This window comes from Streptomyces sp. NPDC048353 (assembly GCF_055587165.1).
Genome location: NZ_JBVJGU010000002.1, coordinates 1,116,394 through 1,130,976, shown reverse-complemented (window position 1 = coordinate 1,130,976; position 14,583 = coordinate 1,116,394). Strand labels below are relative to the sequence as shown.

Sequence of the window (14,583 nt, the reverse complement as noted above, 5' to 3'; positions counted from 1 at the left end):
CGGGCGGGGCAGCGCGGCGGCGGTTTGCGCCGCCGCCGGACACGGTCAGACGCCCGCGCGGACCTTCTCCCCGCCTCCCTCGGCGCGCTGGTCCGGCATCTCCGAGGAGGCGGGCGCGTGGTCGTCGACCAGGGTCTTCTCGTCGAAGGGGACCCGCCCCGCCAGGACCTCGGTGACCCGCTCGCGGTCGATCTCCTTGGTCCAGGTGCCGACCAGCACCGTCGCGACCGCGTTGCCGGCGAAGTTCGTCAGCGCGCGGGCCTCACTCATGAAGCGGTCGATGCCGACGATCAGGCCGACGCCGTCGACCAGGTCGGGGCGGTGCGACTGCAGTCCGCCCGCGAGGGTGGCGAGGCCGGCGCCGGTCACGCCCGCCGCGCCCTTCGAGGCGATGACCATGAAGACGAGGAGGGAGATCTGCTCGGCGACCGAGAGGGGGTTGCCCATGGCCTCGGCGACGAAGAGGGAGGCCATCGTCAGATAGATCGCGGTGCCGTCCAGGTTGAAGGAGTAGCCGGTGGGCACGGTGATGCCGACGACCGGCTTGCTGACGCCCAGGTGCTCCATCTTCGCGATGAGCCGCGGCAGCGCCGACTCGGACGACGAGGTGGAGAGGATCAGCAGGAACTCCCGGCCGAGGTACTTCAGGAGCGACAGGATGTTGACCCCGGCGACGAGCCGCAGGATCGCGCCGAGCACCACGAAGACGAAGAGGGCGCAGGTCACGTAGAAGCCGATCATGATGACGGCGAGCGACTTCAGGGCGTCGACGCCGGTCGCGCCGACCACGGCCGCGATCGCGCCGAACGCGCCGATCGGCGCGACCCACATGATCATGGCGAGGATGCGGAAGACCAGCCGCTGGATGTGCCCGATGCCGCGCAGCACCGGCTCCCCGGCCCTGCCCATCGCCTGGAGCGCGAAGCCCGCGAGGAGGGCGACGAGGAGGGTCTGGAGGACCTCGCCCTCGGTGAAGGCGGAGACCAGCGTCGTGGGGATGATGCCGAGCAGGAAGTCCACCGTGGACTCGTGCGCCCCGTCCGCCTGCTTGGCGCCCGCCTCGGCGACCTCCTTGGTGAGGTGCAGCCCCGAGCCGGGCTCCAGGAGGTTGCCGACGACCAGGCCGATGGCGAGGGCGACGGTCGACATCACGACGAAGTACCCGAGCGCGAGGCCGCCGACGGCGCCGACCTTCGCCGCCTTCCTGACCGAGCCGACGCCGAGGACGATCGTGCAGAAGATGATCGGCGAGATCATCATCTTGATCAGGTTCACGAAGCCGGTGCCGAGCGGCTTCAGCTCGACGGCGACTCCCGGGGCCAGGAAGCCGACGGCGATGCCGAGCACCACTGCCGCGATGACTGCGAGATACAGGTAATGGGTACGGTCCCGTCGTGCGGCCACGGGGTCCTCCTCGTGCTGGGGGTGTGTCCACGTCCCGGTGGATCCCCGCGACTATCCATCAGCCTGTGACCGGGGTCACCCTTGCGTTCCTTTCGTTCACGCCCGGCGCCCGCGGGCCGACCGCGCGGGTCGGGTCCGGGTCCGCGTCGGCGCCCGCCCGCGCCGGAGAACGATTCGGGAACGGGATTCCGCCGCACCCCCCGCGCCCAGGCACACTGGCCCGCATGCGCCTCCGTCTCCCCCGGCCCCGCAGCCTCGCCGGCCAGCTCTTCGCGATGCAGGTCGTGCTGGTGGCGGCGATCGTGGCCGGGTGCGCCGTCTTCGCGTACGTCACCGACCGCGCCCAGGCCGAGGAGACCGCGCGCCGGCAGTCCGCGGCGACCGCGTTGTCGGTCGCCGAGTCCCCCACGGTGGCGGCGGCGGCCCGGTCGGCGGCCCCGACGGCGCTGCTCCAGCCGTACGCGGAATCGGTACGGCACCGCACCGGCGTCGCCTTCGTGGTGATCATGGCCCCCGACGGGACCCGCTGGACCCACCCCGAGCCGGGCCAGATCGGCCACACCTACCTCGGTCACATCGAGGAGGCCGCCCGGGGCGGGACCCTCTCGGAGACGCACCAGGGCGTCCTCGGCCCCTCGGTCCGCACGATCACGCCGGTGCGCGACCACGGCCGGGTGGTGGCGCTGGTCAGCGCGGGCATCACCATCGACACGATCAGCGAGCAGGTACGGGAGCAGGTCACGGCCCTGCTGGGCATGGCCGGCGCGGCGCTGGCCCTGGGCGGCGCGGGTACGTACGTGATCAACGCCCGGCTGCGGCGGCACACGCACGGGATGAACGCGGCCGAGCTGAGCCGGATGCACGACTACCACGAGGCCGCGCTGCACGCGGTGAGCGAGGGTCTCGTGATGCTGGACGGGCAGCGGCGGATCGCTCTGATCAACGACGGCGCCCGGCAGCTGCTGTCCCTCGACGCCGAGGTGGTGGGCACCCCGGCGACGGAGCTGGGGCTGCCGCTGCCGCTCACCGGTGCGCTGCTCGCCTCGGAGCCCCGGGTCGACGAGCCGCACCTCACGGCGGACCGGGTCCTCGTCGTGAACACCCGGCCGGTGGTGGGCGGGGAGCGGCGCGGCACGGTCGTCACGCTCCGGGACCGTACGGAACTACAGGCGCTGTCGGGCGAGTTGTCCTCCGAGCGGGGCTTCACCCAGGCGCTGCGCGCCCAGGCCCACGAGGCGGCGAACCGGCTCCACACGGTCGTCTCGCTGATCGAACTCGGCCGGGTCGACGAGGCCGTCGACTTCGCGACGGCCGAGCTGGAGCTGGCGCAGGCGCTGACCGACCGGGTGGTCGACGCGGTCGGCGAACCGGTCCTGGCGGCCCTGCTCCTCGGCAAGGCGGCCCAGGCCAACGAGCGGGGGGTGGAGCTGGTGCTGACCGAGGACAGCCGCATCGACGACGGGCTGCTGCCCCCGGAGATCCCGTCCCGGGACCTGGTCACGATCCTCGGCAACCTGATCGACAACGCGGTCGAGGCGGCGAGCGCGGCCCCGGGCGGGGCGGGGGGCGCGGGCGGCCAGGGCGGCGGCGGTGAGCAGGGCGAGCCGCGGGATGCCGCTGGTGCGGGAGTGCGGGGCGGGCTCGGTGACACCGGTGCGCAGGGTGACGCGCAGGCGCAGGGCGGGTCCGATGACACCGGCGCGCAGGGCGGTTCGGGTGGCCGGCCGCGGGTCACCGTGACCGCCCGGGCGTGCGGCGGGGAGCTGCTGATCCGGGTCGGCGACTCCGGGCGCGGGATCCCGGAGGAGGACCGGGACGCGGTCTTCGAGCGGGGCTGGTCCACCCAGGGCTCCGGCCGGGGTCTCGGCCTCGCCCTGGTCCGGCAGGCCGCGGCCCGCGCGTCCGGGACGGTGCGCCTGGGCGGCTCCCCGGACGGCGGGGCGGAGTTCACCGTACGGCTGCCGCTGGACCGGCGGACGCGGACCGCCGCCACGGAGGTGACCGCGTGAGCAAGCCCGAGCCGCCCATCCGGGTGCTGGTCGTCGAGGACGACCCCGTCGCCGCGGACGCGCACGCCCTCTACGCCGGGCGCGTGCCGGGGTTCGTCGTCACCGGGGTCGCGCACTCCCGGGCCGCCGCCGTGCGGCTGCTGGAGCGGACACCGGTCGATCTGCTGCTGCTCGACCTCTACCTCCCCGACGGCCACGGCCTCCAGCTCCTGCGCGCGCTGCGCGCCGGCGGGCACTCTGCCGACGTCATCGCCGTGACCTCCGCACGCGATCTCGCGATCGTGCGCGAAGGGGTGTCGCTGGGCGTCGTGCAGTACGTGCTGAAACCGTTCACCTTCGCGACCCTGCGGGACCGGCTCACGCGGTACGCCGAGTTCCGGGCCGCGGCCGGGGAGGCGTCGGGGCAGGACGAGGTGGACCGGGCGCTCGCCACCCTCCGCACCCCGCGGCCCGCCGCGCTCCCCAAGGGGCTCAGCGCCCCGACCCTGGAGTCCGTCACCCGCGCCCTGCGGGACGCCCCGGAGGGGCTGACCGCCGCGGAGGCGGGGGCCGCCGTCGGGATCTCGCGGATCACCGCGCGGCGCTATCTGGAACACCTGGTGACCGAGGGGCGGGCGGCGCGGGCCCCGCAGTACGGGCAGATCGGCAGGCCGGAGCTGCAGTACCGCTGGATCACCACGACCCGACGGGGACCGTGAGGCACCCTTGCGGTCCGCGGGCGCGATGATCTACGGTCCTGGGGTCGGCGGCCGCGCCACGCGCGTGGAACCGCCTCCCGAGCCGGGGCGCGCCCCGCATGCCCGGTCCGGGCGGTTACCCGCGGGTTCCCACGTTTCTACGACTTCTGGCCTTGGGTGAACGCACCGTAGCCACTGCTCACGTTCCGCATCTACGGTGTCGGCGTGCAAGCCTCCCCGCCTCCTCCTCCGTTCAACGCCGCCGCGGCCCGCCGCCTGCGCGAGGGTCTCGGCATGGCGCCCGGCCATGTCGCCTACGGTCTGAGCGCCCAGTACGGCCTCGCCGTCTCCCCCGAGACCGTCGTCGCCTGGGAACGCGGCCGCCTCGCCCCGACCTCGCACGAGCTGACCGCGCTGGCCGGGGTCCTCTGGTGCGCCCCCGTCGAACTCCTCGCCGCCGCCACCACCCTTCGCGAGCACCGGATGGCCCGCGGCCTCGCCGCCGACGAGCTGGCCCGGCGCGTCGGCCTGGAGGCCCAGGCGTACCTCCGGATGGAGGAGTCGGGCCGCTGGCGCGGCAACGAACGGCAGACCGCCGCCCTCGCCGAGACCCTCGGCCTCGGGCCGCGCGCGCTGCTGACCGCGACCGGCCGGGACTCCGACCTCGCCGAGCTGCTGCGGGACGCGGCGACGACCCGCTGGCAGGCGTACGTCCGCCCGGCCGTGAAGATGCTGCCGCTGCCCAAGCGGGTCCTGGAGTCCGCCCTCCAGCGGCTGCACACCGACTACCACGCCAGGATGGCGGCGACGAGCAGCTGGGGCGCCTCGGGCGACAGCGGCGCCTCGGGCCGGGAGTTCCTCGACGGGATCGTGGACCACTTCTGGGCGGCGGCCGGCGTCTCGTAGCGTGAGGGTGCGCACGGCACGATTTACGTCGTGTCCGCGCGGCGGTCGAAGCTGAAGAGCTGGCCCGCCGCGTCCGGCCGGCAGGGTGCCTGGGCCAGGCGGGCCCAGGCGGCCGTGCGGTCGCCGACGACCGTCACGCAGACGTCGCGGGTCGCGGAGCCCTCGGGGCGGATGCGGTAGCCGGTGACCGGAGTGCCGAAGGGTTCCACGGCGAAGGACTCCAGACGGGCCGGATCGCCGCACTCCGAGTCCTCCAGGGGCGCGTCCGGGATGCGCCCGCCGGACGGGATGCCCGAGCAGCCGGGGCCGTAGTCCGGGTGGTCCGAGAGGATCTGCCAGTGGCCGCCCCGGTTCTTCAGGGAGTAGAGGGGGACGACCGCGTCCTCGCAGGGGACCTGGTGGACCTGTCCGTTCCTGCTGCCCCGCCGCTCGTTCAGGCACAGGTCCGAGCCGATCACCCGTATCCGTATCTCCCCCTCCGCCGGGGCCGTCAGCCGCCGCGGGCCCGTCCCGCCGTCGTCCCGGACGACGGTGAGCACCAGGCTGAGGGCGGCGAGGACGAGCCCCGCGACGGCCACGACCGTGACGAGGGTCCGCCCTATGCGCCACCGGGGCGGCTCAGGGGCGGACGGCTCGGGTGCGGGGGCGGGGCCCGAGGGCCAGGTGGTGTCCACCGCCTCCGCCGAGCCGGGCCCCCGCTCGCCGGCTTCCTCGTCGGCGTCGGGTTCGTCGTCGGCGTCGGCTTCCTCGTCGGCGTCGGGTTCCTCGTTCGCCTCGGGTTCCTCGTTCGCCTCGGCCGAGGTACCGGACGGGGTCGCGGGTCCGGTGTCGTACGCCCCCCGTGCCGCCAGTTCCGTGCGGACGGCCTGCCAGCCCTCCAGCTCCCCCGCTCCGACTCCGCAGGCGCGGACGAAGGAGGTGAGCAGCTCCTCGCGGGGGAGCGTCGTACGGGCCAGCATGTTCGCCACCGTCGAGCGAGGCAGCACGTCGCCCTGTGCCTCCGCGCGGGACGACAGCTCGCGGTACGTGAGTCCGGACCGGTCCTTGAGCTCCTGGAGCAGGGCGATGAAGGCGGCGGGGTCGCCGGCCGTCCGCGGGTCGGGCGCTCTCCGCCCGCCGGTGTCCCCCTCGGTCATGCGACGTACCCCGCCCCTCCCCGGAACCGGCCATCGGACGTGCCCGGACGGAGTTGGGACATGTCCGGGACAGGCGCAAGCCTTGTTGATGATGGTGTTCGACTCAAGAGTGGAAATCAGCAATTCCGTTCGAAGGCCGAAACGTCTCGGTCACGTACCGAACGGCCCCGATCGCCCGCGGGGGTGGCGATCGGGGCCGTACCCCCGTGGCCGGATCACGGCCGTCGGGGTCAGAAGACCGACTCGGCCTCCGACATCCGGCTCTCCGGCACCGTCTTCAGCCGGGTCACGGCCTCGGCGAGCGGCACCATGTGGATGTCCGTGCCGCGCAGCGCCGTCATCCGCCCGAACTCGCCGCGGTGCGCCGCCTCCACCGCGTGCCAGCCGAAGCGGGTGGCGAGGACGCGGTCGTACGCGGTCGGCGTGCCACCGCGCTGGACGTGACCGAGGATGACCGGCCGGGCCTCCTTGCCGAGGCGCCGCTCCAGCTCGACCGCGAGACGGTTGCCGATGCCCTGGAAACGCTCGTGGCCGTACTGGTCGATCTCGCCCTTCTGGTACTCCATGGAGCCCTCGGCGGGGTGCGCGCCCTCGGCGACGCAGACGACCGCGAACTTCTTGCCGCGCGCGAAGCGCTCCTCGACCATCTTGACCAAGTCGTCGATCTGGAAGGGGCGCTCGGGCAGGCAGATGCCGTGGGCGCCGCCCGCCATACCGGACTCCAGCGCGATCCAGCCGGCGTGACGGCCCATCACCTCGACGACCATGACCCGCTGGTGGGACTCGGCGGTGGTCTTCAGACGGTCTATGGCCTCCGTCGCGACGCCCACGGCGGTGTCGAAACCGAAGGTCCGGTCGGTGGAGGAGATGTCGTTGTCGATCGTCTTCGGGACGCCGACGACGGGCATGCCCGCCTCGGAGAGCAGCCGGGCGGCGGTGAGCGTCCCCTCGCCGCCGATCGGGATGAGCACGTCGATGCCGTACTCCTTGGCCAACTCGGGCGCGGAGGCGGCGGCTTCCGCCAGCCGGGCGCGCTCCAGGCGTGCCGAGCCGAGGATCGTGCCGCCCCGGGCCAGGATGCCGCTGACCGCGTTGAGGTCGAGGGGGCGGAAGTGACCGTCGAGGAGACCCTTGAACCCGTCCTCGAAACCGATGACTTCGGCGTGGTGACCGGTGAGCGCGCGGTGCACGACCGACCGGATCACTGCGTTCAGGCCAGGGCAGTCGCCGCCTGCGGTGAGAACTCCGATGCGCATCGTGCTGTGTCTCCTGCTCGGGTAGCGGTACGTGTGAGCGCCTTCGATTGTCCCACGCCGGGCCCCGCGGCGACGCTCGCGACTGCTCCGCGCGTCCCCGGGGCAGACGGTCGGGAGGGCCTTTCGTCCCCTCTTACAGGCCTTTCGTCCGGCGGGCGCCCTACCCACCCGCGGAGGTATTGTCAAGAGGGCATTGCCGCCCTATCGGATGTTCCGAGCACACTCGGTTGACAGGACTGGACAGGAGACCACGGCGTGACGCGGAGCGTGTACGTGACCGGGATCGACCGCGGCGACGGTCGGCAGGTCGTCGAGCTGGGAGTCATGGAGCTCCTGACCCGCCAGGTGGACCGGGTGGGGGTGTTCCGACCCCTGGTGCACGACGGTCCCGATCGCCTGTTCGATCTGCTGCGGGCGCGCTACCGCCTCTCCCAGGACGCCGCGACCGTCTACGGCATGGACTACCACGAGGCGGCCGCGCTCCAGGCGGAGCGCGGCACCGACGAGCTGGTCGCCGTCCTCGTCGACCGCTTCCACGCGGTCGCGCGCGAGTACGAGGTCGTGCTCGTCCTCGGCACCGACTACGCCGCCACCCAGCTCCCCGACGAGCTGTCGCTCAACGCGCGCCTGGCCAACGAGTTCGGCGCCGCCGTGATCCCGGTCGTCGGCGGCAAGGGCCAGCCCCCCGAGTCCGTACGGGCCGAGGCCCGCAACGCCTTCCGGGCCTACGAGGTGCTCGGCTGCGACGTCCTCGCGATGGTCGTCAACCGGGTGGCCGCGGACGACCGGGCGGTCATCGCCGAGCGGCTCGCCGCCCGGCTGCCCGTGCCCTGTTACGTCCTGCCCGACGAGCCGGCCCTCGCCGCCCCCACCGTCTCCCAGATCACCCACGCCCTCGGCGCCTCGGTCGTGCTCGGCGACGACGCGGGCCTGGCCCGGGACGCCCTCGACTTCGTCTTCGGCGGCGCCATGCTGCCGAACTTCCTCAACGCGCTGACTCCGGGCTGCCTGGTGGTCACCCCCGGGGACCGCGCCGACCTCGTGGTCGGGGCGCTCGCCGCCCACTCGGCCGGCACCCCGCCCATCGCCGGCGTGCTCCTCACCCTCGACGAGCGGCCCACCGAAGCCGTACTGACCCTGGCCGCCCGGCTCGCCCCCGGCACCCCGGTCGTCTCGGTGCCGGGCAACAGCTTCCCCACCGCCGCCGAACTCTTCTCCCTGGAAGGGAAGTTGAACGCGGCGACGCCCCGCAAGGCGGAGACCGCGCTCGGTCTCTTCGAGCGGCACGTGGACACCGCCGACCTGGTGAAGCGGATCTCGGTCGCCCGCAGCGGCCGCGTGACCCCGATGATGTTCGAGCACGACCTGCTCGAACAGGCCCGGGCCGACCGCCGCCGGGTGGTACTGCCCGAGGGCACCGAGGAGCGGGTGCTGCGCGCCGCCGACGTACTGCTGCGCCGGGACGTCTGCGACCTGACGCTCCTCGGCGACATCGAGGTCATCCGCAAGAAGGCCGCCGACCTCGGCATCGACCTCTCCTCGCCGTCGACGCAGCTCATCGACCCGCACACCTCCGAGCTGCGCGACACCTTCGCCGCGAAGTACGCCGAACTGCGCGCCCACAAGGGCGTGACGGCGGAACTCGCCTACGACGTGGTGTCGGACGTGAACTACTTCGGCACGCTCATGGTCCAGGAGGGGCTGGCCGACGGCATGGTCTCCGGCTCGGTCCACTCCACCGCGGCGACCATCCGCCCCGCCTTCGAGATCATCAAGACCAAGCCGGAAGCCTCGATCGTCTCCTCCGTCTTCTTCATGTGCCTCGCCGACAAGGTCCTGGTCTACGGCGACTGCGCGGTCAACCCGGACCCGAACGCGGAGCAGCTCGCGGACATCGCCGTCCAGTCGGCGGCGACCGCGGCCCGCTTCGGCGTCGAACCCCGCATCGCGATGCTGTCGTACTCCACCGGCACCTCGGGCACCGGCGCCGACGTCGACAAGGTCCGGGAGGCGACGAAGCTCGTCCGGCAGACCCACCCCGGACTGCGGATCGAGGGCCCCATCCAGTACGACGCCGCCGTCGAACCGTCCGTCGCCGCCACCAAGCTGCCCGGCTCGGAGGTCGCCGGGCAGGCGACCGTGCTGATCTTCCCGGACCTCAACACCGGCAACAACACCTACAAGGCCGTGCAGCGTTCGGCCGGCGCCGTGGCCGTCGGACCGGTCCTGCAGGGCCTGCGCAAGCCCGTGAACGACCTCTCGCGCGGCGCGCTCGTCAGCGACATCGTCAACACGGTCGCCATCACGGCCATCCAGTCCCAGGTACAGGAGCCCTCCGCATGACCGCCCGCCCGTCACCCATCCCCCCGCACCTGGACGAGACCCGCCCGGAACCTCACGCCACCCGGGTCCTCGTCCTCAACTCCGGCTCCTCGTCGGTGAAGTACCAGCTCCTGGAGATGCGCGACGGCGGGCGGCTCGCGGTGGGCCTGGTGGAGCGGATCGGCGAGGAGACCTCCCGGCTCCTGCACACCCCCCTCCAGGGTGGCGGCGGCGTACGGCGGGAGAGGACCGGCCCCATCGCCGACCACGCGGCCGCGCTGCGGGCGGTGGCCGAGGAGCTGGCGGCCGACGGCCTGGGCCTCGACTCCCCGGAACTGGCCGCGATCGGCCACCGGGTGGTGCACGGCGGGCTGCGCTTCAGCGCGCCGACCGTGATCACGGACGAGGTGCTGGCGGAGATCGAACGGCTGGTCCCCGTGGCGCCGCTGCACAACCCGGCCAACCTCACCGGCATCCGTACGGCGAGGGCGCTGCGCCCCGACCTGCCGCAGGTCGCGGTCTTCGACACCGCCTTCCACACGACGATGCCGGAGTACGCCGCCCGGTACGCCATCGACGTGGAGACCGCGGACGCGCACCGCATCCGCCGCTACGGCTTCCACGGCACCTCGCACGCCTACGTCTCCCGCGAGACCGCCCGGCTGCTGGGCAAGACGCCGGAGGAGGTGAACGTGATCGTGCTCCACCTGGGCAACGGAGCCTCGGCCTCCGCCGTCCGGGGCGGCCGGTGCGTGGACACCTCGATGGGCCTCACCCCGCTGGAGGGCCTGGTCATGGGCACCCGCTCGGGCGATGTCGACCCGGCGGTCACCTTCCACCTCAAGCGGGTGGCGGGGATGTCCGACGACGACGTGGACGCGCTCCTCAACAAGCGGAGCGGTCTCGTCGGCCTGTGCGGCGACAACGACATGCGGGAGATCCGCCGGCGGATCGACGAGGGCGACGAGCGGGCGACGCTGGCCTTCGACGTCTACATCCACCGGCTGAAGAAGTACATCGGGGCGTATTACGCGGTACTCGGGCGGGTGGACGCGGTGGTCTTCACGGCGGGTGTCGGCGAGAACGCGGCCCCCGTACGGGAAGCTGCCATCGCCGGCCTGGAAGAGCTGGGCCTGGCGGTGGACGCCGGCCTGAACGCCGCCCGGTCCGACGAGGCCCGGCTGATCTCGCCGGAGTACGCGCGGGTCGCGGTCGCCGTGGTGCCGACCGACGAGGAGCTGGAGATCGCCCGGCAGAGCTACGCACTGGTGCGCGGGGAAGTGAACGCCTGAGCGGCCCCCCGCCCATTTGTACTTTCCACCAGCCGGAATATTCCGCAGCGAAACAAACCGATAGGATCCGCCTCATGCGCCGTTCCAAAATCGTCTGCACGCTGGGCCCCGCCGTCGACTCGTATGAGCAGCTGAAGGCTCTCATCGAGGCCGGCATGAACGTGGCCCGATTCAACATGAGCCACGGAACCCAGTCCGAGCACCAGGAGCGGTACGACCGTCTCCGCAGGGCGGTGGCGGACACCGGCCGCGCCGTGGGCGTGCTCGCCGACCTCCAGGGCCCCAAGATCCGGCTGGAGACCTTCGCGGAGGGCCCGGTCGAGCTGGTGCGCGGTGACGAGTTCACCATCACCACCGAGGACGTCCCGGGTGACAAGTCCATCTGCGGGACCACGTACAAGGGTCTGCCGGGCGACGTGTCCAAGGGCGACCAGGTCCTGATCAACGACGGCAACGTCGAGCTGCGGGTCGTCGAGGTCGAGGGCCCCCGGGTCAAGACGATCGTCGTCGAGGGCGGTGTCATCTCCGACCACAAGGGCATCAACCTGCCCGGCGCGGCGGTGAACGTCCCGGCTCTGTCCGAGAAGGACGTCGAGGACCTCCGCTTCGCGCTCCGCATGGGCTGCGACATGGTCGCGCTCTCCTTCGTCCGCAACGCCGACGACGTCAAGGACGTCCACAAGGTGATGGACGAGGAGGGCCGCCGGGTCCCGGTCATCGCCAAGGTCGAGAAGCCGCAGGCCGTGGACAACATGGAGGGCGTCGTCGCCGCCTTCGACGCGGTCATGGTGGCCCGTGGCGACCTCGCCGTGGAGTACCCGCTGGAGAAGGTCCCGATGGTGCAGAAGCGCCTCGTGGAGCTGTGCCGCCGGAACGCCAAGCCGGTCATCGTCGCGACCCAGATGATGGAGTCGATGATCACCAACTCGCGCCCCACGCGCGCGGAGGCCTCCGACGTGGCCAACGCGATCCTGGACGGCGCGGACGCGGTCATGCTGTCGGCGGAGTCCTCGGTCGGCGCCTATCCGATCGAGACCGTGAAGACGATGTCGAAGATCGTCGTCGCGGCCGAGGAGGAGCTGCTCTCCAAGGGCCTGCAGCCCCTCGTACCGGGCAAGAAGCCCCGGACGCAGGGCGGCTCGGTAGCCCGCGCGGCCTGCGAGATCGCGGACTTCCTCGGCGGCAAGGCCCTCATCGCCTTCACCCAGTCCGGCGACACCGCCCGTCGGCTGTGCCGCTACCGCGTGGCCCAGCCGATCCTGGCCTTCACGACGGACGAGAGCACCCGCAACCAGCTCACGCTGAGCTGGGGCGTCGAGTCCTTCGTCGTCCCGCACGTGGACAACACCGACGCGATGGTCGACCTGGTCGACGCGGAGCTGCTGAAGCTCCAGCGCTACAACGAGGGCGACACCATGGTCATCACCGCCGGTTCGCCCCCCGGCGTCCCCGGCACCACCAACATGGTCCGGGTGCACCACCTCGGCGGCCGGCAGCGCGACTGACGCGCGGCCCGTCCGCGCCCATGACGAGGGCCCCCGTCCGGAGTCGGACGGGGGCCTCGTCGCGTGCGGCCGCGGGTGGTACGGGCGGTCAGCTCGCCTCGATCGTGTTACGCAGGCCGGGCACCTTGAGCGTGCCGCCGAACTGGCCCGCCTGGATGACCTCGACGCCGGTGAAGAAGGCGAAGGGCACATCGAGCGGCGGCGGACTCTGCGGGTTGAAGGTGATCGGGATCAGACCGAAGAGGTTGCCCTTCAGCTGCTCCGTGTACATGGTCACCGTGCCGTTGCGGATGGTCGACGTCGAGCCCTTGTCCGAGCGGACGTGGCCGGTGTGACCCTCGGAGTGCACCGTGCGCTGGTGCAGGTCCTTGATGTCGACACCGTCGCTCGCGGTGAACTTCAGCACCTTCTTGATCTTGCCGCTGCCGGTCTTCACCTCGACGATGCCGTGGTACTTCAGGCCCTTGAGCGTCAGCATCGTGCTGTTCAGCTTCCAGGGCTCGTCCGGGAGCAGCGGGATGCCGGGCTCCAGCTCCGCCGCCGCCAGCGCCTCGGGGTCGGCCTCCGGGCACGGGAAGCGCGGCTTGGCGCCGTCGGGTATGTCCTCGTCCTTCTTGGCGTCGAGGCCCTTGGCGTCCTCCGGCAGCTCCTTGACCTCGGCGCCCGCCTTGTCGGCGGCCTCCTTGATCGCGTCCTTGGTCTTGTCGACCGGCGCGTCGGGCGCGTCCGGGGCGTCGGGCTCGGGCGCCGTGTCCTTCTTCGGCGGGGTGGCGGGAGCGGTGGTCGGAGCCGTCGTGGGCTTCTCGGCCGGGGTGGTGGCCGTCGGCGACGGGGTGCCGGTGGGCGTGGCGTCCGGACCGTCGAAGAAGTCCTTGATCTTGTCCCCGAGGCCCAGCGGGTCGAGCGGGTTGACGCTCTTCGTCGGGGTGGGGGTGGGGGCCGGGGCCGGCTGCTGCGGGGCGGCGTCCTGCTCGGCCCCGGTCTTCGCGGGCCCGGTGCCGGCGGTCCCGGTCTTCGGGGCGTCGTCGGCCGGGGTGCCGGTGTCCGGTGCGGGCTTCTCCTGCTCCTCGCCGGTCTCCGGGCCGGACGTCGCGTCGGGCGCCGGTGTCCGGCTCGCGCTCGCGCTCGGCGTGGGCTCGGGCTTCTCGGACGGCTTCTTCGACTCCTCGTCCACCGGCTCGTCCGAGCGGGTCACGCACGGACCGGGGGCGAAGGGGATGTCCTTCTCGTCGGCGAGGGCGAGCTTGGGCGCCATGCCCATGCCCATGAGGACCGCCGTCGGCATGGCCGCCAGGGCCATCGCCTTGCCCGCGGGTCCCTGGATCTTGTTCAGCAGCGACTTGCGCGGAGCCGCGTGCCGCGGACCCCTCCTCGCCAGAGTGGCGTCGCCGGCAGCCGTCGCCGACTGCGCCGACCCTGTTTCGTCACCCCGCACTGTTCCTCCCGCCGTTGGCGTCGATCGTCGATTCGGTCGCCTGCGCACCGGGGCCCGGCAGCGGGTCCGGCTCCTGACCGGCGCGCTGCTCCGGGACCGTGACGGTGCCGAAGGCGTAGCGGCCCTCGTCCCCCTCGGCGCCCAGCGGCGGACCGTCGTACTCGTGCTGGTGCGTGGCGGCTTCGGCCTCGGTCTGTCCGGCGGACTGCTCCACCGGTACGCCCGGGGCCCAGGAGACGGAGAGTCCGCCGCCGATGAGCGAGCACAGGAACCCGACGACGAGGCCGCCGAAGTTCGAGACCGGGATGGAGACGAGCCCCAGGACGATCGCCGCGACGCCCGCGAACACCCGGACGACGGGCTGGAACCACATCGTCAGGCCGAGCGTGATCAGCAGAACGCCGATGATCAGTGCTCCGGCGCCGGCCGTGGTCGCCATGGCGAGCGTCATGTTGCCGAGTCGCATGTCGCCGTAGGGCAGATACGCGATCGGAACACCGCCGATCATGGTGAACAGGCCGCCCCAGAACGGGCGGTTGCCCCGCCAGGCGCGGAAACGCAGCCGCCAGTAGTGGAATCCGCGGGAACCAGTGGACTCGGCGCTCATGGAAAACAGCTCCCTGGAAGCGGTGTTGCTGAGA

At 72.5% G+C, this 14,583-nt stretch carries 11 protein-coding genes; 6 read left to right on the top strand and 5 right to left on the bottom strand.

Annotation, left to right across the window (positions count from 1 at the left end; all coding sequences use genetic code 11):
• Positions 1–45: 45 nt before the first annotated feature.
• A complete protein-coding gene (locus ACZ6RC_RS10515; protein ID WP_391139107.1) occupies positions 46–1,404 on the bottom strand; it encodes a cation:dicarboxylate symporter family transporter in 1,359 nt (452 codons plus the stop codon).
• Between the two features lie 224 nt (positions 1,405–1,628).
• On the opposite strand from ACZ6RC_RS10515, the gene ACZ6RC_RS10510 reads away from it, so the two are divergent.
• From ACZ6RC_RS10510 to ACZ6RC_RS10500, 3 genes are all read left to right on the top strand, one after another.
• Positions 1,629–3,413 (top strand): sensor histidine kinase, encoded by a 1,785-nt coding sequence (locus ACZ6RC_RS10510; RefSeq protein WP_469580706.1) that lies wholly within the window; start codon positions 1,629–1,631, stop codon positions 3,411–3,413.
• The gene (locus ACZ6RC_RS10505) at positions 3,410–4,111 is read left to right on the top strand and encodes a response regulator (RefSeq protein WP_469580704.1); all 702 of its coding nucleotides are present in this window, start codon (positions 3,410–3,412) and stop codon (positions 4,109–4,111) included. The genes ACZ6RC_RS10510 and ACZ6RC_RS10505 overlap by 4 nt, the downstream gene beginning before the upstream one ends.
• Positions 4,112–4,384: 273 nt before the next feature.
• Positions 4,385–4,996, top strand: coding sequence for a helix-turn-helix domain-containing protein (locus tag ACZ6RC_RS10500; protein ID WP_469580849.1), 612 nt, complete (start codon positions 4,385–4,387; stop codon positions 4,994–4,996).
• A 23-nt stretch (positions 4,997–5,019) separates the two neighbouring features.
• On the opposite strand, the gene ACZ6RC_RS10495 is transcribed toward ACZ6RC_RS10500, so the two are convergent.
• Together ACZ6RC_RS10495 and ACZ6RC_RS10490 are read right to left on the bottom strand one after the other, a co-directional pair.
• On the bottom strand, positions 5,020–6,132 hold the full coding sequence (locus ACZ6RC_RS10495; RefSeq protein WP_469580702.1) for a hypothetical protein: 1,113 nt from the start codon (positions 6,130–6,132) through the stop codon (positions 5,020–5,022).
• Positions 6,133–6,362: 230 nt separating this feature from the next.
• Positions 6,363–7,388 (bottom strand): ATP-dependent 6-phosphofructokinase, encoded by a 1,026-nt coding sequence (locus ACZ6RC_RS10490; protein ID WP_391139116.1) that lies wholly within the window; start codon positions 7,386–7,388, stop codon positions 6,363–6,365.
• 255 nt (positions 7,389–7,643) lie between these two features.
• Here ACZ6RC_RS10490 and pta point away from each other — a divergent pair, with 255 nt between their 5' ends.
• The 3 genes from pta to pyk all read left to right on the top strand — a co-directional run bounded on the left by pta (position 7,644) and on the right by pyk (position 12,507).
• The gene (pta, locus tag ACZ6RC_RS10485) at positions 7,644–9,731 is read left to right on the top strand and encodes a phosphate acetyltransferase (protein ID WP_469580699.1); all 2,088 of its coding nucleotides are present in this window, start codon (positions 7,644–7,646) and stop codon (positions 9,729–9,731) included.
• Positions 9,728–11,002 (top strand): acetate kinase, encoded by a 1,275-nt coding sequence (locus tag ACZ6RC_RS10480; protein WP_469580696.1) that lies wholly within the window; start codon positions 9,728–9,730, stop codon positions 11,000–11,002. Before pta ends, ACZ6RC_RS10480 begins: the two co-directional genes overlap by 4 nt.
• Before the next feature lie 74 nt (positions 11,003–11,076).
• On the top strand, positions 11,077–12,507 hold the full coding sequence (gene pyk, locus ACZ6RC_RS10475) for a pyruvate kinase (protein WP_391139122.1): 1,431 nt from the start codon (positions 11,077–11,079) through the stop codon (positions 12,505–12,507).
• Positions 12,508–12,595: 88 nt separating this feature from the next.
• Here pyk and ACZ6RC_RS10470 read toward each other — a convergent pair whose 3' ends face one another.
• Positions 12,596–13,942: a hypothetical protein gene (locus ACZ6RC_RS10470; protein WP_469580693.1), complete on the bottom strand. Its 1,347-nt coding sequence runs from the start codon at positions 13,940–13,942 to the stop codon at positions 12,596–12,598.
• Complete coding sequence (locus tag ACZ6RC_RS10465; RefSeq protein ID WP_391139127.1) at positions 13,932–14,549, bottom strand: DUF6114 domain-containing protein; 618 nt, start codon at positions 14,547–14,549, stop codon at positions 13,932–13,934. Before ACZ6RC_RS10465 ends, ACZ6RC_RS10470 begins: the two co-directional genes overlap by 11 nt.
• Positions 14,550–14,583: the final 34 nt, after the last annotated feature.

Coding starts and splice junctions, on each gene's coding strand:
- ACZ6RC_RS10510 (WP_469580706.1), top strand. CDS start 1,629: ATGCGCCTCCGTCTCCCCCGGCCCCGCAGCCTCGCCGGCCAGCTCTTC.
- ACZ6RC_RS10500 (WP_469580849.1), top strand. CDS start 4,385: ATGGCGCCCGGCCATGTCGCCTACGGTCTGAGCGCCCAGTACGGCCTC.
- ACZ6RC_RS10495 (WP_469580702.1), bottom strand. CDS start 6,132: ATGACCGAGGGGGACACCGGCGGGCGGAGAGCGCCCGACCCGCGGACG.
- ACZ6RC_RS10490 (WP_391139116.1), bottom strand. CDS start 7,388: ATGCGCATCGGAGTTCTCACCGCAGGCGGCGACTGCCCTGGCCTGAAC.
- ACZ6RC_RS10480 (WP_469580696.1), top strand. CDS start 9,728: ATGACCGCCCGCCCGTCACCCATCCCCCCGCACCTGGACGAGACCCGC.
- pyk (WP_391139122.1), top strand. CDS start 11,077: ATGCGCCGTTCCAAAATCGTCTGCACGCTGGGCCCCGCCGTCGACTCG.
- ACZ6RC_RS10465 (WP_391139127.1), bottom strand. CDS start 14,549: ATGAGCGCCGAGTCCACTGGTTCCCGCGGATTCCACTACTGGCGGCTG.